The organism is Collinsella aerofaciens (assembly GCF_028209625.1).
Taxonomy (GTDB): domain Bacteria; phylum Actinomycetota; class Coriobacteriia; order Coriobacteriales; family Coriobacteriaceae; genus Collinsella; species Collinsella aerofaciens_AM.
In genome coordinates this window covers 101,565-123,165 of the sequence record NZ_JAQLDU010000002.1, presented here as the reverse complement: position 1 = coordinate 123,165, position 21,601 = coordinate 101,565, and the positions used below count along the sequence as shown (strand labels likewise).

The following is a 21,601-nucleotide window of genomic DNA, read 5'->3' as shown; positions in this document are numbered from 1 at the left end:
ATGACTATTCGTCACAAATCATTCAGCGTATCGCCGGGGTTTCAGTAATACTCGATATATCTGGATGCCCTTATTCCCCTTTTTGAAGGTCCCAAAAAGACTACCGTGTGGGTTTGGCTAGGTTCGGGTGCTGTCCGTGCCGTGGGGTAAAATCGTTCAGTCAGAACACGAACCCGCATCGGAGCTCATCACATGGCATTCGTCCATCTGCACAATCACACTGTTTTCTCCATGCTCGACGGCGCAACCCGTATCCAGGATATGGTTAACCGTGCCGTTGAGCTTGGCATGCCCGCCGTGGCCATTACCGACCACGGCTACATGTATGGCGTGCCCGACCTGGCGCTGGCCTGCGACGCCGTCAACCACAACACGCCCGAGTACAAAACCTGGAGCCACGACAAGGCCTTCTTGGAAAAGGACCGCCGCGACGAGCTGGTGGAGCCCGATCCTGAGGCAAACCCGCGCGAGCATGCCCAGTATGTGAAGGACATGGCCATGTGGGACGAGAAGGGCAACATCGACGAGCTCAAGCCGCCCCTGGTCATCAAGCCCATCTTTGGCTGCGAGGTTTACTTTACGCCGGACGAGACCCTTGCTCGCGACCATAAGCCCGAGCTCTACCACATGATCCTTCTGGCCAAGGACCAGGAGGGCTACGTCAACCTGATGCAGACGGTCTCCGAGGCCGCCGTGCAGGGCTTTTACTACAAGCCGCGCGTGACGCTCGACAACCTACGCCGCCACGCCAAGGGCATGATCTGCACCAGCGCCTGCATCGCGGGCATCATTCCCAAATACATCGACCGCGGTGACATGGAGGGCGCCATCAAGTGGGCCGAGACCTTCCGTGATACCTTCGAACCTGGCGACTTTTATATCGAGATCCAGGAACACGGCATCACCACCGACAATGGCCTGACCGACGAGCAGATGGACCGCACGCTCATCGACATCGCCAAACAGGTGGGCGTCAAGGTCATCGCCACCAACGACTTCCACTACCTGCGCCGCGAGGACGCGCCCGTGCAGGACGTCATCATGTGCATTGGTATGAACGCCAAGGTCGACGACCCCAACCGCATGCGCATGACCGGCTCGGAGTTTTACATGAAGACCGAGGAGGAGATGCGGGCGATGTTCCCGTATTGCCCCGAGGCCTGCGACAACACGCTCGAGATCGCCGATAAGTGCTACGTTGAGCTGGACTGGGATTCCATCATCCTGCCGCGCTTCCCGTTGCTCGACCCCGGCGAGACGCACGAGAGCCAGTTCCGCCGCGAGTGCGAGAAGGGCCTGCGCCAGCACTATGGTGACGACTGGGCCACGCGCGAGATCGGCGGCGTCAATATCAAAGAGCGCTTTGAGTACGAATACAAGGTCATCTGCGACAAGGGCTTTGCCGCCTACTTCTTGATCGTTGCCGAGTACGTGCAATGGGCCAAGGACAACGGCATCGGCGTCGGCCCCGGCCGTGGCTCGGCCGCCGGCGCCATCGTCGCCTACGCCATGAACATCACCGCGTTCGACCCGCTCGAGAACGGCCTGATGTTCGAGAGGTTCCTGTCCCCGCAGCGTACCGAGATGCCCGATATCGATATGGACTTCGACGATGAGCGGCGCCTCGAGGTCGTGGAGCACGTTCGCCAGCTCTACGGCCCCGAGAAGGTCACCCACGTCATCACCTACTCGACCATTAAGGCCAAGCAGGCCATCAACGACGCCGCTCGCGTCCTGGACTACCCGGTCTACATGGGCCAGCGTCTGTCCAAGATGGTCTCGAGCGACCCCAAGGTCAAGCTCAAGCAGGTGCTCGAAAAGCAACCCGGCAAAGAGGACCTGTTTAACCCCGATTTTGCCGAGGCATATAAAAAGGACGACGACGCCCGCCGCATCATCGACACGGCGCTCTCAATCGAGGGCCTCACCCGTGGCGAGGGCGTGCACGCGTGCGCCGTTCTGATCTGCCGCGACCCCGTCAACGAGCACGTGCCCACCAAGCTCGACACCAAGGGCGGCGTCGAGATTACCCAGTACGAGGGCCATACCGTTGCCGACATGGGCCTGCTCAAGATGGACTTCTTGGGCCTGCGCACGCTGACTGTTATCTCCAAGGCCAAGGCAAACATCAAAAAGAACTTCGGCATCGACATCAAAGAGGAAGAGATTCCCTTTGACGACCCCGAGATCTTTAAGCTCATGGGTTCCGGCCACACCGCCGGCGTCTTCCAGGTCGAGTCCGCCGGCATGACGGCCACGATCAAGAACATGAAGCCCACCGAGTACAAGCACGTCGTAGCATTGATCGCCCTGTACCGCCCGGGCCCGCTGGGCGCCGGCATGGTTTCGTCCTACATCAACCGTATGAACGGCAAGGAGCCGGCGGTCTCCTACGACGACCGCCTGGACGACATCCTGGGCGAAACCTACGGCACCATGGTCTACCAGGAGCAGGTTATGCTCATCTCCGTCGAGATGTGCGGCTTCTCCAAGGGCGAATCGGACTCGCGTATCCGTAAGCCCGTGGCTAAGAAGAAAATCAAGCTGCTCACGTCGACGGTGCTCCACTGGGAGGATGGCTCCGACGAGACCACCTACGACCACTGGATGAACGGCGCCATCAAGAACAACTACACGCGCGAGGTCGCCCAGAAGATTTGGGACGATGTTCTCGAGTTCGCATCTTACGCCTTTAACAAGTCGCACTCTGCCGGCTACGCCATCCTGGTTATGCAGACGGCGTGGCTCAAGGCGCACTATCCGCACGAGTACATGGCGGCCGTTCTGACGTCCTACACGGGCAAGACCGACAAGATCGTGCACTACGTCTCGGCATGCCGTCACGACGGCATCCCCGTGCTTTCGCCAGATGTCAACGAGTCCGGTACCGAGTTCACGGCTACCAAGGAGGGCGTGCGCTTTGGTCTGGCCGGCATCCGCGGCGTGGGCACCGGCGTGGCGCAGGCGATTATCGCCGAGCGCGAGGCGGGCGGTCCGTTTAAGACGCTGCACGACTTTGTCGAGCGCGTGGACTCGAGCCAGGCCAACCGCCGCGTGATCGAATCGCTCATCAAGGCAGGCGCCTTTGACTCCACGGGGTATCCGCGTCGCCAGATGATGCACTTTGTGGACAAGAACAACCCCGAGAACATCATCGATGCCGCGGTGAAGCGCCAGAAGGATCGTGCGAGCGGCCAGACGTCGTTCTTCGACATGTTTGGTGATGTTGAGGGCTCGGGCTTTGAGGTGAGCGTGCCCGATCCGGATGGCCAGGAGTGGGACCGCCACCTTAAGCTGAGCCAGGAGAAGGAGGTTCTGGGCATCTATGTCTCGGACCACCCGCTGCGTCCGTTTGAGTATGCACTCAGCAAAGCGCGCGACTTTTCGTTCTCGCAGATCGACACCGGCTACGAGGTGCAAAACCCCACGGGCGGTACCATCAACCAGGAGATTCCCGAGGGCAAGGCACTGTGGTGGGCCGGCATGGTCTCGAGCGTGTCCAAGCGCGTGACCAAAAACGGCGACCCCATGGGCATCGTGCAGCTCGAGGACATGGAAGGCGAGGCCACCGTCGTCGTGTTCCCCAAGACCTACAAGGAGGCCGAGGGGTACCTGTACGGCGAGGTCGATCCCGAGACCGGTGCACAGCTGTCCGATGCGTTTGTGCGCATTAAGGGCAAGCTCGAGCGCTCGGACCGCGGCGACCAGATCATCGCGCAGGAGATCGTGCCGCTGGAGCTCAACGAGGAGAACAACAAGCCCAAGGTGTTTGAGGTTATGGTGCCCAACAGCCGCTTTAGCCAGGGCAATATGGCGCGCCTGGCCACGGTGCTCACCACCAACCCGGGCGGCGATCGCGTGGAGATCTTTATCGAGCAGGTGGACGGGCGCGTGCTGCGCGCCGAGGTGCCTGCCAAGGTCAACGCGCGCTCGATTCCGCTGCTGGCCGAGGCCAAGGCCATCGTGGGCAACCAGGGTCGCGTGACGGTGATCTAAGCTACCCCGGGTGAGATTGGAGGAAGTGATGGCACAGGGAACGTTTGTGCAGGCGTTTCGGAAAGAGGCGGCGCTGAGCGGCACCTTTATGAAGGGGCGCTCGCTCATGCTCAACGGCGCCGTGCTGTCGATTGAGGACAGCGGCTCGCGCTTTTCCAAAAACGTGACGGTCGAGGGCTCAGTGCGCGGCTCGCGCGGCGACCTGTACAAGACGCGCGTGGCGCTCGACATGGACGAGCATGAGGTGATCGACTACGACTGCGATTGCCCCGCTGCCTATCGCTATCCCGGCATGTGCAAGCACGCCATCGCCACGGCGCTGGCGTATCTGGACGCAAGCGGCACCGAGCCCGTCGAGGGCCTGCGCACGCCGGTCCGCACGTTTACGGCGCAGCCGAAACAGCCCGCGCGCACCGCGCCCAAAGCGCCGGCCGTCAACCCCAACTTTCCCTTCCCGGCGCCCGTCCCCACGAGCCCGAGCCTTGTGGCGGCGCTTTCCGATCTTTCGGACGCGCGCATGGATGAGCTGGCGAGCATGCGCCGCAAGCTTGCCGGTGCCGTTGATCCCGACGCCCCCAAAGCGGCGTTGGAGCCCTCGTTGGTGCCGTACTACAATCCGCTGTTCGCTGACCGCTTTAGCTGGGCGCTCGAGTTCCGCATTCGCTGTGGATCGGTCTCCTACGTGGTCAAGGACATCGACGGCATGGCCGATGCCTACGTGCGCGGCGGCACGTTCTCCTATGGCAAGAAGCTCACGTTTGTCCATTCACCTGAGGCCTTTGACGAAACATCGGCAAAGCTGCTCAACCTTGTTGCGACGACAGTTGCCTATCTCGATGACATCACAAGCTCGCGTTCGGCGTCGTACGACTTTGCCCGCAGTGGTTTTGTTGCCGAGCGTCAGTTGCCGCTGTCCGAGCATAGCATCGTATATGTGCTGGACCTGCTGCGCGGCCAGACCATCTCCTTTGAGCCCGCCTGGTCGCGGGGGATGACGACGCATCGCACCTACGACGTGGCGGTTGAGCTGTCTCCGCAAGGGGAGGACGAGGCATCCGCTAAGCGCCCACCGCTGCTTGCCGCCAAAATCGCGCCGGCGGCTGGTGGTAGCTATGACCTGCGCCTGCCCGCCGATGTGTACTGCTTTGCGTCGGGCGATGCCGCCTACTTGGTTGACACGCGCCGCGCGCGCCGTACCGACGCTGCATTTGCTCAGCATGCCGCACCTTTTTTGTCGCGCTTGCTGCCGTGCCGCACGCCCGCCCATATTGCCGCCGAGCAGGTGGGTGAGTTCTGCCGTATGGCGCTGCCCATTTTGCGCGACTACACCGACCTCACCGCGCCCGCCGCGCTCGATACCGTGGCACCCGAGCCGAGCTTTGCTATGGCGATCGGTGTCGACGATGGGCTCGTGACCTGCAAAATTACGGTTACCTACGGCGATTGGTCGGCGGATCTCTTTAGCCTGGGCGCTCCGGGCAGCCCCTTCGAAGAGCAGCGCCCCGGTGTGCCGCCCCGCGACGAGGTGGCGGAGTTTCGCGTTATGGACACGGCGGCCCTGTACTTCGATTTCTACGAGCGCGGTCTGGCGTTTGAGGAGCGCGATGACGCCCGCTTGTTCTGCCTGCTGACCGAGGGCCTGTCTGCCCTGTCCGAACTGGGTGAGATCATGCTCAGCGACCGTCTGCGCCAGATCTCGGTCCGCCCCGCGCCCAAGCTCTCGGTTCGTGCGACCGTTAAGAGCAATCTGCTCGATGTCGAGCTGGGCGCGAGCGGGCTTTCGGCCGCGGACCTTGCCGTCTATCTCGATTCGTACAAGCGCCATCAAACGTTTGCGCGCCTTACGTCCGGCGACATCATTCGCCTGGACGAGGGGGCGCGCGCCGCGTTTGGCCTTGCCGAGGACCTGGGTGTCGATGCCGTCGACCTGCTCGACGGCGTGTCGCTTCCCGCGTCGAGCACCCTGTTCGTCGACAGCATGCTCGCACGCACGCCGGCGCTCGAGGCCGATCGCGACGCTGCGTTCCGCCGTACCGTCGAGCGCCTGGACACGCTCGGCAAGATGGACTTTACGGTGCCGGCATCGCTCAAGGCAACGATGCGCGGCTACCAGGTCGACGGATACCAGTGGCTCGGCTCGCTCGAACACCTGGGCCTTGGCGGCATCTTGGCCGACGACATGGGCCTGGGCAAAACGCTCCAGATGATTGCGCATATTCTGGCGCGCGTGGAGGCGGGGGACACCAAGCCCACGCTCGTGGTATGCCCGGCCTCACTCGTGTACAACTGGACTGCCGAGCTGGAGCGCTTTGCCCCGTCGCTCGATGTGTGCGCCATTGTGGGCGCCAAGGCTCAACGCCGCGTGCAGATCGCCGGCGTGGCCGAGCATAGCGTGGTCGTGACGTCGTATGACCTTATGCGGCGCGATATCGACGAGTACGTCGAGCGGGATTTTGCCCGCGTGGTGCTCGATGAGGCACAGTACATTAAAAATCCGCTCACGCAGGTGGCGCGCGCCGCCAAGCGCCTGCCTGCCGGCGTGCGCTTTGCCCTGACGGGCACGCCCATCGAAAACCGCCTGTCCGAGCTCTGGAGCATCTTCGACTTTTTGATGCCGGGCCTTTTGGGGACGCGCGAGTCGTTTGCCAAGCGCTTTGAGAGCCCCGTCGAGCATGCCGAGGGCGATAGCGCCGCTCGCCTGCAGGCGCTCGTGTCGCCGTTTGTGCTGCGCCGTGTTAAGGAAGACGTGGTGGCCGACCTGCCCGAGAAGATCGAAGACACCGTCATGGCACAGCTCACCGGCGAGCAGCGCAAGCTCTACCTGGCCAACCAGGACCGCATCGCCCAGCAGGTGCAGCACCGCGAGGCATCCGAGTTTAAAAAAGACAAGCTCAAAGTGCTCGCCGAGCTCACCAAGCTGCGCCAGATCTGCTGCGACCCGCGTCTACACTACGAGGATTACAAGGCGGGGAGCGCCAAGCTCGATACGTGCATGGAGCTCGTGCACGGCGCACTCGACGGCGGGCATCGCATCCTGTTGTTCAGCCAGTTTACGGGCATGCTCGATATCATCGGCAAGCGCTTGGCCAAGGAGGACATCGCCTTCCTTAAGCTCACGGGCGCTTCGTCTAAGGAGAGCCGCGCCAAGATGGTCGCGCAGTTCCAAGCGGGCGAGGTTCCGGTCTTTTTGATTTCGCTCAAGGCGGGCGGCGTGGGCCTCAACCTGACGGCGGCCGACGTGGTCATTCACTACGACCCGTGGTGGAACGTGGCGGCGCAGGACCAAGCGACCGACCGCGCGCATCGTATTGGCCAGCAACATACCGTGACCGTGTACAAGCTCATCGCCAAGGGCACGATCGAGGAACGCATTATGCAGATGCAGGAGTCCAAGCGCGACCTGGTCAACAGCGTGCTCGGCGGCGACGGCATCTCGTCGGCGCTGTTTACCCGCGAAGATGTTCTGGCACTGCTGGGCGGCGACGGGCGCTAGCCGCGCGCGGGGTGGGACTGCTGGAGTGGGCAGGACGGTCGACGCATTTTGGCCCGACCGCTTGCCTGATCCGTTATGTGTTCATTTGCAATGCCGTGGATGGTTTGTCTGCCTTTGGGCATAAGAACCATCAAGAACATTGGCACGTCAGCAAAGGAGAACATCATGGCGAAATTCTTTAAGGACCCCGACGGTAAGCTCATTGCCGCCCTTGGCAACGACGTTGCAACCCCTGCCGGTTGCACGGAACTGACTGCAAACACTGAGGACGCGGCGCACGAGAAGCACGTGCCTGTTGTCGAGACCGAGCGCGACGGTCACGTGATTCGCGCACGCGTTGGCTCGGTCGAGCACCCCAGCCTGCCCGAGCACTATATTGAGTGGATCGCCCTTGAGGCCGAGGGCCGCTTAGAGGTCCATTACCTTGAGCCCGGCATGAAGCCCGCGACGTTTTTTGCCGGCGGTTCCAAGACCGGTACCGTCTATGCCTACTGCAACCTGCACGGGCTGTGGTCCGCGACGTTCTAGGAGCGCGCCCCCGCTCGGGGTATCATAGCTAGCATATGCACATGCGAGCGCCGACTGCATCATGCGGCCGGCGCTTTTACTACGATTTCGATGGTTTACGACGGAAAGGGCTGAGCCATGAAGCTCGCGCTTGCACAGATCGATATGCGCCTGGGTGATATTGAGGGCATTTGCGGCCGCATCGAGGACCAGGCTCGTCTGGCCCACGAGCGCGGGGCGCGCGTGCTGTGCGTTCCGGCTCCGCTCTTTATGGGCGCCATGCCCGGTGGCCTGGTGGGCGCTGCCGACTTTGAGCACGACATGCTTGCCGGCTTGACTGGTATCGCCGAGCGCATCCAGGAGCTTGACATGATCTGCATCGTGCCCGCGGCGGTTTCGTTTGAGGGTCAGCCGCTGCTCGACTACATGATGCTCAAGGACGGTCATGTGGTGCCGGCGCGTTCGAGCATTGCCCTGCAGCGTGGCGAGAACAACGACACGCGTTGGGCGCCGCCGGTGTTCGACGTGGACGGCGTGCGCATCGCCGTGATTTTTGACTTGGACCGCGAACTCGAGATGTTGCCGACCGGTGTTGACCTCATTGCGTATTTCCAATTCAATGCGTTTGACATGACCGACCGCGAGACTGCCGCCATTGCCGCCGTTCGCAGCGGCGCCTACCGCAAGATCGCATCCAAGCGCAGCGTGTGGTTTGCCTGTATGGCGCCGGTCGGTGCCTATGACGAGTCGGTGTATACCGGCGGTTCGTTTGTGCTCGACGACTGCGGTCGCGTGGTGGCCCAAGCGCCGTGTTTTGAGGAGAGCCTGCTGGTTCAGGAGATTCAGCGCGGCGTGATGCTCGATGCCCTGGAAGATCACGAACTGCCCGAGTTCCGTTCCGAGGAGTGGCTGTGGCAGGCGCTGGTGCTCGCCGTGCGCGACAACGCCCGGGCCCACGGTGCGTCGCGCGCCGTGGTGGCACTCGAGGGCGACTTGCCGTCGTCCCTGCTGGCGGCGCTGGCCGTCGACGCTCTGGGCCCACGTAACGTGATTGGCCTGGTGCTGGGGCGCAACCGCATCTTTACGCCGGCGCAGGAGGAGGCCGAGGCTGCTCGCTGTGCCGCCGTTCGCGCCATTGCCGAGCGCCTGCATATTCGCACGGTTGAGCGCGATGCGCCGGATGCCGCGCGCGTGCTCGACCGCGATGTGTCGGCGGGCGACGCCGAGCGCCTGCGCTCTCGCACGCTGGGCCTCATGCTGGAGGACACGGCGCTCGAGCTGGGTGCGATGGCGTTGAGTCCGCTGTCCAAAACCGAGTACGCGCTGGCGGCGCCGGCGCTTTGCGGCGGCTACCAGGGTGATTACGCGCCCTTTGGCGATGTGTACCTGTCGACGCTTGAGTTTGTGGCGCGCGTGCGCAACCGCACGTCTGCCGTGGTGCCCCAAGAGCTCGTGACGCTCAACGCGGTGGAAGATTGTATGGAGCGAGTGCTGGCGCAGGCGCTCTCGACGCTCGACGGTCCGGTCGATATGCTCGACCGCGCGGCACAGCTGCTCGGCGGGCTCGAGCCGGGTGAGGTCGATGGTGCGCTCGAGTCGCACGTGGACCGCAATCGATCTTTCGACGACATCCCGATGGCCGCTGGCAAGCCTGAGGCCTGCTCGCTGCTGCTGATGCTCGTGCGTCAGGGCGAGGCCGCCCGCCGCATGCTGCCGACGGTGCCGATCGTCTCTGCCCGTTCGTTTGCCGAGCGCGCCTGGCCGTACATGCTTGCGTGGTCCGATCTGGGGCTCAACGGCAAGGAGCGCATGACGGTTGATTCGCTGGCGCGCGCCGAGGTGCGTCGCTTTGCCGACGACGATACGAGTGACCGTATGCGCGGTGAGATGATGGGCATTTTGGGTGAGCTGCTGGGTATTTCGCCCGAGCAGATGGAGGAGCTGCGCTCTGAGGACGGTCAGCGTCGTTTGCACGAGGGCATGAAAAAGTTCGAGGGCGAGGTTCAGGACGCCATCGATAAGATGATGGGCGGCCAGGGTGGCCCGCAGGGTGGACCCCAGGGCACGCCGATGCCGCATCCGCCGGTGGATCCGAGGCAGTTCCCGTTCTTTAGCCAGAACTAAAAAGGTTACGCGGTTTTGCCAAACCGCGTAACGAGTCGACGCTGCGCGCCCGCCAGAGCGGCAATCTGCCTTTCAATCGTCGGGCATGACCACCAGGTCAATGCCCTCCTCTTTCAAGGCACCTTGCTCGCTCTGGCGGGCGCTCGCTTGCGTATGCTCAACCTACAATTCGATCTCGGCTGACTTATAGGGCTAGCGTTGTGTTATTCTAGAACAGACGTTCGTGAATAGTGCGCGGGGCCTTGTCTTGCGCTGCGCTTGTGGCGAGGGGAGGTTGGCTTGGTTATCTTGGGCATTGACCCCGGTTTGGCTCATACGGGTTGGGGGATTATCGAGGAGCGGCGTGGCGAGGTTCGCTGCCGTGCCTATGGCTGCATCGAGACCAGCGCGGGTAGTCCGCTCGCGGTGCGCCTGTCGCATATCGCCCGCGACCTCAAGGGCGTCGTGGAGCGTTATCGACCCGATACCGCTGCCATCGAGAGCATTTACTTTGGCGCCAACGTTCGCTCGGCCATCCCTACGGCGCATGCCCGCGGTGCCGCGCTCGTGGCGCTTTCGGAATGCGCGCTCGAGATTGGCGAGTACACGCCTATGCAGATTAAGCAGGCTGTTGTGGGCACCGGAGCCGCGGACAAACGGCAGGTCGCGTATATGGTTCGTACGCTCACGCAGCTCGACCACGACCCGCATCCCGACCATGCCGCCGATGCCCTGGCTTGCGCCATCTGCCACGTAAACCTCAGCCGCACCCGTGCCCTTACCGGTGGCGAGTTCTATCAACAGAGAGGAACCGGATACTGATGATTTCCCAGCTCCATGGAACGCTTGTCGAGGCCACGATGAGCTCGGCCGTCGTCGACGTGTCGGGCGTTGGCTTTGAACTCGGCATTTCTGGCGGCACTGCGGCCACGTTGCCGACGCCCGGCGGCGAGGTCCGCCTCTACACGCGTATGCAGGTGCGCGAGGACGCCATGACACTTTTCGGTTTTTCTTCAAAGGATGAGCGCACGATGTTCGACCGGCTCGTGTCCGTCTCGGGCGTTGGCCCGCGCTTGGCGCTCGCCGTACTTTCCACCTATACCGTGGGACAGCTGTATTCCCTGGTGATGGCCGAGGACGACAAGGGCATGGCCAAGGTGCCCGGCGTGGGCAAAAAGACCGCCCAGCGCCTCATCTTGGAGCTCAAGAGCACCTTTGCCAAGGACAAGGGCTTTGTGCCGGTCGATGCGATCCCCGGTCAGGTTGCGATGCCCGTGCCCGCCGCCGCTCCTTCGGCGATCGATGACGCCCGTGCGGCACTCCTTTCCATGGGCTTTAGCCCGCAGGAGACCGATGTCGCTCTGAGCGGGTATGATGGGCAGGATATGCGTGTCGAGGATTTGCTCGGCGCGGCGCTTAAGCGACTCGGAATGGATGCGTGATGTGGGAAGCCGATGACTCTCAGGACCTGTGGGCGACGCCCGGCAACTCGCCGGCGGCATCCATGGCGCACGGCGAGCGCATGGTGGGCTCGGAGCTGACGGCCGAGGACCTCGATGTCGATCGCACTTTGCGCCCCCAGCGCCTGGACGATTACTGCGGCCAGGAGCATATCAAGCAGAGCCTGCGCGTGTTGATCGAAGCGGCGCAGAGCCGTGGCGAGACGCTCGACCACGTGATCTTCTCGGGCCCTCCGGGTCTGGGCAAGACCACGCTGGCTACGGTTATCGCCAACGAGCTGGGCGCTCAGATCAAGACCACGAGTGGCCCTGCCATCGCGCGCACCGGCGACCTGGCAGCCATCCTTACTAACTTGCAGCCGGGTGATGTGCTGTTTATCGACGAGATCCACCGCCTCAACCGTTCGGTCGAGGAGGTCCTGTACCCCGCGATGGAGGACTTTGCCCTCGATATCGTGATTGGCAAGGGTCCGGCGGCGCGCTCGATTCGCCTGGATATTCCCAAGTTTACGCTGGTGGCGGCAACGACCCGCTCAGGCATGTTGACCGGCCCGTTGCGCGACCGCTTTGGCATTTCATATCGCCTGGATTACTACACGGTCGAGGAACTCGCGCAGATTGTTACGCGCTCGGCGACTATCCTGGGCGTGACGATCGACCATCCCAGTGCACTCGAGATCGGCTCGCGTTCGCGCGGCACGCCACGTCTTGCCAACCGCCTGCTCAAGCGCGTGCGCGATTACGCACAGGTGCGCGGCAACGGCCCCATCGAGCTCGATATCTGTCGCCAGGCGCTCGAGTTCTTCGAGATCGATGAGCTCGGTCTGGACTGGATGGATATTCGCATTTTGGAGACGCTCGCTAAGACGTTCTCCGGACGTGCCGTGGGCCTGACAACGCTTGCCAGCGCGGTGGGCGAGGACCCGGGAACGCTCGAGGATGTCTATGAGCCCTATCTGCTGCAGTGCGGCTTGATGATTCGCACGCCCCAGGGCCGCCAGGCAACGCTTCGCACCTTTGAGCACTTGGGGATTGAACCTACCATTTAGGGCGCTTTGTTTTGGCGGGCTGTTAAGCTATCGCTGAGCATTGGATAAACATATCGCCATTCATCGGTTACGGGTGTTTTACTATTGCGCGCCCGTGCTATGCTGAATTGGTCTTTTTCTCATTCGGTAACGAAAGGACCGCCTATGCCTACTGACATCGAAATCGCACGTTCTGTCACGCCGCTGCCTATTACCGAGGTGGCCAAGAACGCCGGCGTCGACGTTAAGCACCTGATTCCGTACGGCTTCGACAAGGCTAAGGTCGATTATTCACTGCTCAACGAGCCGACTGATCACCAGGCCAAGCTCGTCCTCGTGACCGCTATCAACCCAACGCCTGCGGGCGAGGGCAAGACCACCACGACCATCGGTCTGGCCGACGGCCTGCGCCGTCGCGGCGTCAAGAGCGCCGTGGCCCTGCGCGAGCCTTCGCTTGGCCCCGTCTTTGGCGTTAAGGGCGGCGCTGCCGGCGGCGGCTGGGCTCAGGTCATCCCCATGGAGGATATCAACCTGCACTTTACCGGCGACTTCCATGCCATCGGTGCTGCCAACAACCTGCTGGCCGCCATGCTCGACAACCATATTCAGCAGGGCAACCAGCTTGGCATCGACGTTAAACGCATCACTTGGAAGCGCGTCGTCGATATGAACGACCGTCAGCTGCGCCACGTCATCGACGGTATTGGCGGTAAGGCCCAGGGCGTGCCGCGCGAGGACGGCTTCGATATCACCGTCGCCTCCGAGGTCATGGCAATCCTGTGCCTGTCTACGAGCATTAACGACCTCAAGGAGCGCCTGGGCGAGATTGTTGTCGGCTACAGCTATGCCGGCGAGCCCGTTCGCGCCCGTGACCTTAAGGCTCAGGGTGCCATGGCGGCCCTGCTTAAGGATGCGCTCAAGCCCAATCTGGTGCAGACGCTCGAGGGTACGCCCGCGTTTGTCCACGGCGGTCCCTTCGCCAATATTGCCCACGGCTGCAACTCCATCATGGCCACGCGTATGGCGATGCGCTTTGGCGATGTCGCCATTACCGAGGCCGGCTTCGGTGCTGATCTGGGTGCCGAGAAGTTCCTCGACATCAAGTGCCGCATGACGGGCGTTCGCCCCAGCGCCGTCGTGGTCGTCGCGACCGCTCGTGCGCTGAAGTACAACGGTGGCGTCGCCAAGGCCGACCTCAACGAGGAGAACCTCGAGGCACTCAAGGCCGGCATGCCCAACCTGCTGCGTCACGTCGACAACATCCAGAACGTTTATGGTCTGCCCTGCGTAGTCGCCATCAACCGCTTCCCGACGGACACCGAGGCCGAGCTTGCGCTCATCGAGTCCGAGTGTCAGAAGCTCGGCGTCAACGTTAAGCTTTCCGAGGTCTGGGCCAAGGGCGGCGAGGGCGCGCTCGAGCTTGCCGATGAGGTCATGCGTCTGATTGAGCAGCCGAGCGAGCTCAAGTTTGCCTATGAGGACGGCGCCGATGTGGCCGACGCTCTTGAGGCCATTGCCACCAAGGTCTACCGCGCCGACGGCGTCGACTTTACGCCGGCCGCCAAGCGCCAGCTCGCCGAGCTGCGCGAGAACGGCTTTGGCAACCTGCCGGTGTGCGTGGCCAAGACGCAGTACAGCTTTAGCGACAACGCCAAGGCCCTGGGCGCTCCCGAGAACTTCCGCATCACGGTGCGCGAGCTCAAGGTTTCCGCCGGTGCCCACTTTGTGGTCGCACTGACTGGCAGTGTTCTGACCATGCCGGGCCTGCCCAAGGTCCCCGCGGCCGAGAACATCGACGTCGACAACGACGGCAACATCACCGGCCTGTTCTAAGCCTGCTGTCCATAGCTGCTAGCCCGCCCCGCCGTGCCTACCAAGGCCCGGCGGGGCTTTTTTATCCTTAGGCCCGCGCATGTCTTGTAGATACCGACGGGCTCTGCCCATCATAGGCTTTTGCGCGGGTAGAATGCATGGATAACTTGATGCTCACGCGCGACGGAAAGGAATCGTTGCATGGATCAGGACAAGACAACCGTGATGGGCGGCTACGGTTCCGCGCAGGCTGGCGATAGCGCCGATGCGACCCGCGTTGTTCCCAACCGCGGTTATACCGACCCCGCCGCGACGCAGCCTTCTGCCGAGCCCACCCGGGTTATGGGCTATGGCGACACGGCGCAGGATTCTTATGCTGCATCTTCGCAAGGCCCCTATGGCAACGCAGCTCCGGACCCGTTTGATTATGCGCCGCAGGATTCTTATGCCGCCTCGACACCGAATCCCTATGATGACCTGCCGCAGAATCCCATTCCGCAGCCTCAGCAGACGACGTATATGCCTCGCACGGCGCAGCCTCGCTACGAGTCGCGCGAGCCGTATCGCGAGTACCCCAAGTCGATTCCGCAATATGGCGAGGACGAGGAGAAGAAGCCGTCGCGTTCGTCGAGCGTGATCAAGAAGATCCTCATCGTGCTGGCGATCTTCTTTGCGCTGTCGGTTGTGTTTGCCATTGTGTCGGGCATGCTCAACAAGCGAGGGAGTTCAACGGCTGATACCGCTGCCGAGCAAACCGAGTCCGCCTCGTCTAGCACCGTCGATCTGAGCGATATCCCGGGGCAGTACTGGTCCAACGCCAAGAAACTTCTCAAGTCGCGCGGCGCCAATCTTTCGAATGCCGTGGTCCTGACTGATGATGGCTCAACGCCCGTCATCGATGCCAACTGGGTCGTTACTTCTGCTTACTATAACGACAGCGGCAACCTCGAAATTCAACTCACGCACAAGAATAGCTCGGGCAACTCGCCCGACGGCCAAAGCGGTACCGACAGCTCGAGCTCCAATACGCTGGAGGACTTGAGCAACAAGGCACAGGAGTTGGGAGACAAAGCGCAAGAGCTGGGCGACACGGCGCAGAACCTGGGCGACACCGCTCAGAACCTGGGTGATATGGCGACGGATGCCTGGAACGCACTGCAAAACGGCATCTCGGGCGCGCAGGGAAACTAGCTGTTAAGCGGGCTACAGTTGCTCGGCCGGACGCTCGGGCGAGCTAAAGCCCGAGTCAAACGTAACGACGCATGAGGCATTGGGTCGGCGCTCGTGCACGATGCGCGTGACGAGCTCCAGCAGCTCCTCGTCGGATATGTCAAAGCCGTCGGGACGCACAAGGTCAAACGAAACGAACCCGTCGTGCTCGTGCAGGTCGTGGATGGAGAGCGCGGGGTCGATCTGCATGATGCCGCGCTTGACCCAGCCGCGCAGGTCGTCGCCGGTGGTGGCGATGGGGTCACAGTGCAACGTGATGCCGATGCCCATCTGGCGCTTGATGTCGTGCTCGATGGTGTCCAAAATCTCGTGGTGCTCAAATGCGTCGCCCTCGCCGGGCATCTCCACGTGGGCGCTGGCAAACTGACGACCGGGGCCGTAGTCGTGCACCATCAGGTCGTGTGTGCCCAAGACCTGCGGATAGGACATGATCTTGTCGCGGATTGCCTGAACGAGCTTGGGGTCGGGCGCTTGTCCCAGCAACGGGCTGATGGCGTCGCGCACTAGACCCATGCCGCTGATGCAGATGAAGATGCCCACACCCAGGCCTGCCCAGCCATCGAGGTCAAAGCCGGTCGTCTGCGAAATAAGCGCCGCCATCAAGACCGAACCCGAGGTGATGACGTCGTTTTTGGAGTCCTGTGCTGTGGCAATGAGTGTTTCGGAATCGATACGGTTGCCCAGCGCGCGGTTGAATGCGGCCATCCAGAATTTGACGAGCATGGACAAGACGAGAGCGGCTAGGGAGACCAGCGTGTAGGCGGTGGGGGAGGGCTTGATGATCTTGGTGACCGACTCGAGGATCAGGTTGATGCCGACGGCGCAAACCAGGACGGCGACGAACAGACCGGCTAGGTACTCGTAGCGGCCGTGGCCATAGGGGTGGCCTTCGTCTGCCGGGCGGCTGGCAAGGCGGAACCCGAGCAGGCTTACGATGTTGCTCGAGGCATCGGAGAGGTTGTTGAAAGCGTCGGCGATGAGGGAGACGGAGCCGGCGAGCAGGCCCGCGATGCCCTTGGCCAGGCACAGAGTGATGTTGAGGCCAATGCAGATGAGGCTTGCGGCGAAGCCCGCGTTGGTGCGGCAGGAGGTATCGACCGGCTCGCCCTCGCTGCCGGGAACAAGCGTATGTACCAGCCGATTTACAAATAGCATAGCGGTCGTCCTCACAATCATGTTTAAGGGGATAGTGTAGCTCGCGCGGAGGCGCTGTGCACCGATGCTCAGAAAATGCAGTAATGGTCTGCCGGTGCTAACGAGCGAGCCTTCTCGTCTGCCTGGGTGCTCGATTTTGGGCCACATGGGTATGGGCATGTGCTTACCTGCCCGACATACTTAATGTCGACAGCCCCAGTGCAAAGGAGGACGTATTCATGGACGAGATGTTTGCCATTAAATGCCAAAACTGCGGCGGCCCTATGTACTCACACCAGGCTAAACGCAGCTTTGAGTGCGCCTATTGCGGCACGGTCGTTCCGTGGCAGGCCGATGCGGGGGAGCCCAAGAGCGCCCTGGGCATTCGCCATACGCCACTGACGGTTGTCGATGGGCTGCTTAAGCTCACGCATGTGTCGCAGCTCGAGCGCCCGGTGGACCCCGACTGGTATTTCTTTAATGAGCACTGGCGCAATCAGTCGGTTCTGGAGCATCTGCTGTGGGAAGACCGCGGCACGGCCCAGGAGTTCCAAGAGGCCACGCACGTGAGCATCCCCTGTCCCTTCTGCGGAGCGTCCTTTGAGGGCGAGTCGACCCAGCGCGTGTTTGAGTGCCCGTCCTGCGGCAATAAGATCGGTGTCGCCGACCTGCTCAAGCCGGGGACGTTTAGCAAGCGCCTGACCATGGGCGTTGGTGCGGAATATGTGCCCGAGCAGGGTATTCCCTGCGAGATAACGCCGCAGCAGGCGCGCGCCAATGCGCTTGAGCTGGTGCGCCGATATCCAGACGCCTTTGCCGGTCACGATGTGGAAGACGCGATTCAAAACGACATGATGCTCTTCTACTTCCCCATGGCGCTCGCGGACCTGCGCATGATGGCGTCCTTCCCGGGCAAGGGCCTGAGCAAGGAGACCCTGGTGTACTACGAGGTGCTCGACTGGGCATATCCCAGGGCAAACTACCTGGACGTTCGCCTTATGGGCATTCTGGAGCCATGGGACTTTGCCAAGGTTGGGTCGTTCGACCCGGCCATGCAGGAAGGCGACTTCCGCGTTGTCTCCGTCGATGCGTCCACCAAGGACCAGGTGGTCATTGACAAGCTGGCGCTCGACATTGTTGGCAACGATGCCGAGACTTTCCTGGGGCTCAATAAAAAGAGCATCCGCACCTGGGCGCGCAAGGCCCGCAAGCACAAGGACGGCCTGGTTATGGTGCCGGTCTACTTTGTCGATCGTCCCGCGTCGGATGGACGTAATGGCGAGCAGGTGCGCATTGCCGTGAACGGCCAGACGGGCCGTGCGGCGGCGGTGGTGTTTAGCGACAAGCGCGAGACGCATATTGTGGCGCCGCTCAATCCGAGCCTGCATCTGTCCGGCGAAAGCACCGTTCACGCCACGCCCGTCGAGGTCAAATACATCAAATCGCCATTCCTGTACCAAATTGTGCGCCGTGGAGGCGACGAGCAGCCACGTCAGGTGGCAGCGGCTGCCGAGGGTTCCTACCGAGAAGAAAAACCCAAGCGCAAGGGATTGTTCGCTGCGATCTTTGGGAAGTAGGGAAGCGGAGCCGGGGCGTCGGGCTGCATCGCAAGGTCATGAGACGAATTTAAGACTGCTGGGAACGTGCTACCATTGCCGATAGCCTTAATCTTGTAAGAAGCGGAGGCCAGATTATGGGTTTTGCGGATCAGCAGCTTCAGCTTCAGGTACCGTATTCTCCTGACGACACGTTTAATGCCTTGAAGGCAGCTATGGAAAAGCTGCCTAAAGTAAAAGTTGATAGTGCATCGCCCACAACAAGAACAGTTGCAGCCGAGATTGGTATGAGCCTTTGGTCTTGGGGCGAAAATATCAGTATTTCGGTTGTTCCAGTTGAAGGCGGATCTGGCGTTACTGTCAAGTCGTCATCTAAGGTCAGGGCAAACGTATTAAACGGGGGCAAAAATGCAAAGAATATTGCCGAGATAGTCGATGCCCTATCGAAGGAGCTTGAGCGGTATCCGCAGGTTTCACAGACTATTGAGACGCTGGCGGATAGTGATTGATGTAGTTGCAAGGCTTGAGAGGCTTGCAACGCTGCGTGATAGTGGAGTGCTTACCGAGGAAGAGTTTGCTGCAGAAAAGGCAAAAATCTTTTTGTAATCAGACACGGTGGTTGGATTTGCATTCTATTATTGAACTTGGTTATACCAGGCTGAAAATATCGTGTGTAATAAAGGTGCGTAGTAGTCTCGTCTTGATTGGCAGATGTAAATAAACGGTGGAACGGCTGTAAAAGAGCCTTGCCACTGGGTAAAATCAGGATGTGCCGCGGAACCCGCTCCTCAGTCGGTCAACTTTGGAAGCGCGGGCAACGCAGGTGCTATCGTCTTAAAGGGTCGGCTGCAACCGACCCTTTTCTATGACTCCCTTCGCTATCCGTTACTGCTTATATTCCCGCCAGATCGAGTAGAGGTTCCGGGCAATGCCGGTCACATACATCGAGAGGCGCAGGATTTCAAGAAACAAGTTCATAGTTTGAATTGAGCCAGCATCTGCCCGAAGGTGCTGAGCTCGAACGGCTCATAAATGAGCGAATCGCCGTCCGCGGTCCTGTAGACCCCGCAGGGGAGGTAACGCCCGTCGGGGAGGATATAGAGGCTGGCTTCTTCCTTCAGTCCTACTGGAAATAGCGGAATCCCGTTTTCGTCCACTTGGAACTCGTCTATATTTGCGACCTTCCTCTCCATGATGCCTCCTGCCTTATTTCTTGAATGGCGCCCTAAAACAGGCAGCTCTCAATCAACTCTTTACCGCGCAGGGTGTCGACCCACTCCTGCGGGATGGCGTCGATGCCGTATGCCGTGCCTGCGAGCGCGCCGGCGACGGCTGCGGTGGTGTCGGCGTCGTCGCCTAGGTTGACGGCGGCAAGCACGCATTCTTCGTAGCTGTTGGTGTTCACAAAGCACCAGGCGGCAGCCTTAAGCGTGTCAAGCACGAAGCCGCCAGACCTGATTTCGTGCTCAGGCACGCCTTTCAGGTGGAGTGCCCACGAGGGGAGCGCGTCGTTCATCACGGTCCTCATCAGCTCGACAAATATGACGCATGCATCGGTTGACGTTCTGTGGGCGTGCGTAATCGCGGAGACCTCGCTGACCTCTTCGTCTGTCGCATCGGTGAACGCCAGGGGCGCGATGCACATGAGCGATCCGTTGCCGTTGTCGCGCTCGCCGGAGCCTCCTTTGCCGGTGTGCAAGGCGCGGGCGGTTGTGCCGCCGTAATCGAAAACGCCGTCGATTGTATACTCGTCACGGGCAATCCAGCCGACGAACTTGTCGCGCATGTCCGCGGTGTCGATGTGCCCGAGCTCCCTAATCGAGTCGCAGGTAGCAAGCGTCATGGACGTGTCGTCGCTCCAGGTGCCGTCGGGCTGCCCATGCGTGCCGTAGCCGATCATGTCGGTGCATTCGAATGTGCCGCGGGGCCTGAACTCGTAGGGAACGCCCAGCGCGTCGCCGACGGCAAGCCCATAGATGCAGTCGCGCAGTGTCGTTTTCGGTCTGTCTGTCATGGAGCGCTCCTCTTATGTCGGGGGATATGAAACGCCGTCGGGGGTATCGGTCGCAACGTGCTGCTACCCTTGCGCTTCGCCATTAGTCGCTTCGTTGATGGCGCGGTACTCGGCACTCAGCTCGCGCGCCAGCTCTTCCTTGCTTGGAAGATACGGCAAGTATTTGGCGGCAAACACTTGGTCGTTGTCTTCGGGCAGCGTGTACTCGACAATCGAGTCGCTTTTGTCCGCGCAGAGCACGATGCCTATAGGCGGATTGTCGCCTTCGTTCATGAGCTCGCGCGTGTAGTAGTTCACGTACATTTGCATCTGGCCCAGGTCCTGATGCGTAAGATCGTCCGTCTTAAGGTCGATGAGCACGAAGCAGCGCATCAGATAGTTGTAAAACACAAGGTCAATATAGAAATGGCGCCCATCAAAGGTGATGCGCTTTTGGCGCGCCTCGAAAGCGAAACCACGGCCAAGCTCCAGCAGGAACTTCTGAAGATGCGTGATGAGCGCCTGCTCTAGATCGCTCTCGCGAAACGCAGTATCGTCCGAGAAACCTAAAAACTCCAGTACATATGGATCGCGGATGATATCCTCGGGGCGACGAGCCGGGGCGCTCTCTTGGATTTCCTGGGTGACGGCCTCCTTGTCCTTGCTGGCAAGCAGGCGCTCGCGGAACATGGTGTTGATCTGACGCTCGAGCTGACGCGTGCTCCAACGAGAATCGGCGCATTCGTTCATGTACCAGGCGCGAGCATCAGGGTCGGGAATGCGCATCAACCTGCGGTAATGAGTCCAGCTCAATTCGCTACGCAGTGCGTCGCGAATTGGAAACGCAAGAAAGAACTGACGCATATTGCGAAGGTTTGCGATGCCAAAGCCTCTTCCGAAATCCGCGGTAAGCCTTCTGGAGAGGCCTGCAATCAATGCCTCTCCATATGCTGCGCGCTCCTCTCCGCCCTGTTCATCAACAATGCTCTTGCCGATTTCCCAATATGCCTCAACCATCGCAAAGTTAACGGCGGTATAGGCCTTGTCGCGAGCGGCGTTGAGAATCGAGGAAACCTGCTTGTAAAAAACTTCTGGCACGATTGCCGATTCTCCACGGTTTACCAGTTCGCCCATCACTGTCGCCCCACTTTCCTCTTATGGAATGCATCTTTATCGCATTTAGTTTAAAGCCTCGCGCGGACACGAATTGCTGTGCTGTCTGGCACCTTCGCATGGGAGCCTTGCGGTGACTAAAATGTGACCATAGAGGCAGTTTTAGCGAACCCCAT

General features: G+C 61.1%; 16 protein-coding genes. 12 read left to right on the top strand and 4 right to left on the bottom strand.

Features of this window, described 5'->3' with window-relative positions:
- The first annotated feature begins 192 nt into the window (after positions 1 to 192).
- The 9 genes from dnaE (at position 193) to PMW70_RS01785 (ending at position 15,590) form a co-directional block, all read left to right on the top strand.
- Positions 193 to 3,996: a DNA polymerase III subunit alpha gene (dnaE, locus tag PMW70_RS01825; RefSeq protein WP_271743708.1), complete on the top strand. Its 3,804-nt coding sequence runs from the start codon at positions 193 to 195 to the stop codon at positions 3,994 to 3,996.
- Between the two features lie 28 nt (positions 3,997 to 4,024).
- Positions 4,025 to 7,489 (top strand): DEAD/DEAH box helicase, encoded by a 3,465-nt coding sequence (locus tag PMW70_RS01820; RefSeq protein ID WP_271743707.1) that lies wholly within the window; start codon positions 4,025 to 4,027, stop codon positions 7,487 to 7,489.
- 165 nt (positions 7,490 to 7,654) lie between these two features.
- The gene (locus PMW70_RS01815) at positions 7,655 to 8,017 is read left to right on the top strand and encodes a desulfoferrodoxin family protein (protein ID WP_089572163.1); all 363 of its coding nucleotides are present in this window, start codon (positions 7,655 to 7,657) and stop codon (positions 8,015 to 8,017) included.
- 117 nt (positions 8,018 to 8,134) lie between these two features.
- Complete coding sequence (locus PMW70_RS01810) at positions 8,135 to 10,120, top strand: NAD(+) synthetase (protein WP_271743706.1); 1,986 nt, start codon at positions 8,135 to 8,137, stop codon at positions 10,118 to 10,120.
- Positions 10,121 to 10,399: 279 nt separating this feature from the next.
- The gene (gene ruvC / locus PMW70_RS01805) at positions 10,400 to 10,921 is read left to right on the top strand and encodes a crossover junction endodeoxyribonuclease RuvC (RefSeq protein WP_035137351.1); all 522 of its coding nucleotides are present in this window, start codon (positions 10,400 to 10,402) and stop codon (positions 10,919 to 10,921) included.
- Positions 10,921 to 11,541 carry a Holliday junction branch migration protein RuvA gene (gene ruvA, locus PMW70_RS01800; protein WP_055250934.1) on the top strand — a complete coding sequence of 207 codons (621 nt, stop codon included), beginning with the start codon at positions 10,921 to 10,923 and terminating at the stop codon, positions 11,539 to 11,541. The genes ruvC and ruvA overlap by 1 nt, the downstream gene beginning before the upstream one ends.
- Positions 11,541 to 12,608, top strand: a complete 1,068-nt coding sequence (gene ruvB, locus PMW70_RS01795; RefSeq protein ID WP_118377279.1) for a Holliday junction branch migration DNA helicase RuvB — start codon at positions 11,541 to 11,543, stop codon at positions 12,606 to 12,608. Before ruvA ends, ruvB begins: the two co-directional genes overlap by 1 nt.
- Positions 12,609 to 12,752: 144 nt before the next feature.
- Positions 12,753 to 14,420, top strand: coding sequence for a formate--tetrahydrofolate ligase (locus PMW70_RS01790; RefSeq protein ID WP_117564492.1), 1,668 nt, complete (start codon positions 12,753 to 12,755; stop codon positions 14,418 to 14,420).
- A gap of 180 nt (positions 14,421 to 14,600) precedes the next feature.
- Positions 14,601 to 15,590: a hypothetical protein gene (locus PMW70_RS01785; protein ID WP_118377280.1), complete on the top strand. Its 990-nt coding sequence runs from the start codon at positions 14,601 to 14,603 to the stop codon at positions 15,588 to 15,590.
- Between the two features lie 12 nt (positions 15,591 to 15,602).
- Here the strand turns inward: PMW70_RS01785 and PMW70_RS01780 are convergent, their stop codons facing one another.
- The gene (locus PMW70_RS01780) at positions 15,603 to 16,784 is read right to left on the bottom strand and encodes a cation diffusion facilitator family transporter (protein ID WP_118377281.1); all 1,182 of its coding nucleotides are present in this window, start codon (positions 16,782 to 16,784) and stop codon (positions 15,603 to 15,605) included.
- Positions 16,785 to 17,002: 218 nt separating this feature from the next.
- On the opposite strand from PMW70_RS01780, the gene PMW70_RS01775 reads away from it, so the two are divergent.
- The 3 genes from PMW70_RS01775 (at position 17,003) to PMW70_RS09745 (ending at position 18,925) form a co-directional block, all read left to right on the top strand.
- Positions 17,003 to 18,340 carry a TFIIB-type zinc ribbon-containing protein gene (locus PMW70_RS01775; RefSeq protein ID WP_089572151.1) on the top strand — a complete coding sequence of 446 codons (1,338 nt, stop codon included), beginning with the start codon at positions 17,003 to 17,005 and terminating at the stop codon, positions 18,338 to 18,340.
- Between the two features lie 116 nt (positions 18,341 to 18,456).
- The gene (locus PMW70_RS01770; protein ID WP_147338930.1) at positions 18,457 to 18,828 is read left to right on the top strand and encodes a DUF1499 domain-containing protein; all 372 of its coding nucleotides are present in this window, start codon (positions 18,457 to 18,459) and stop codon (positions 18,826 to 18,828) included.
- Positions 18,755 to 18,925 carry an SHOCT domain-containing protein gene (locus PMW70_RS09745; RefSeq protein WP_089572150.1) on the top strand — a complete coding sequence of 57 codons (171 nt, stop codon included), beginning with the start codon at positions 18,755 to 18,757 and terminating at the stop codon, positions 18,923 to 18,925. The genes PMW70_RS01770 and PMW70_RS09745 overlap by 74 nt, the downstream gene beginning before the upstream one ends.
- A 368-nt stretch (positions 18,926 to 19,293) precedes the next feature.
- Here PMW70_RS09745 and PMW70_RS01765 read toward each other — a convergent pair whose 3' ends face one another.
- From PMW70_RS01765 to PMW70_RS01755, 3 genes are all read right to left on the bottom strand, one after another.
- Complete coding sequence (locus PMW70_RS01765; RefSeq protein WP_118377282.1) at positions 19,294 to 19,512, bottom strand: hypothetical protein; 219 nt, start codon at positions 19,510 to 19,512, stop codon at positions 19,294 to 19,296.
- 32 nt (positions 19,513 to 19,544) lie between these two features.
- Positions 19,545 to 20,333, bottom strand: a complete 789-nt coding sequence (locus PMW70_RS01760) for an ADP-ribosylglycohydrolase family protein (RefSeq protein WP_118267087.1) — start codon at positions 20,331 to 20,333, stop codon at positions 19,545 to 19,547.
- A gap of 63 nt (positions 20,334 to 20,396) precedes the next feature.
- Positions 20,397 to 21,410 carry a PDDEXK nuclease domain-containing protein gene (locus tag PMW70_RS01755; RefSeq protein WP_148333820.1) on the bottom strand — a complete coding sequence of 338 codons (1,014 nt, stop codon included), beginning with the start codon at positions 21,408 to 21,410 and terminating at the stop codon, positions 20,397 to 20,399.
- Between the last annotated feature and the right edge of the window lie 191 nt (positions 21,411 to 21,601).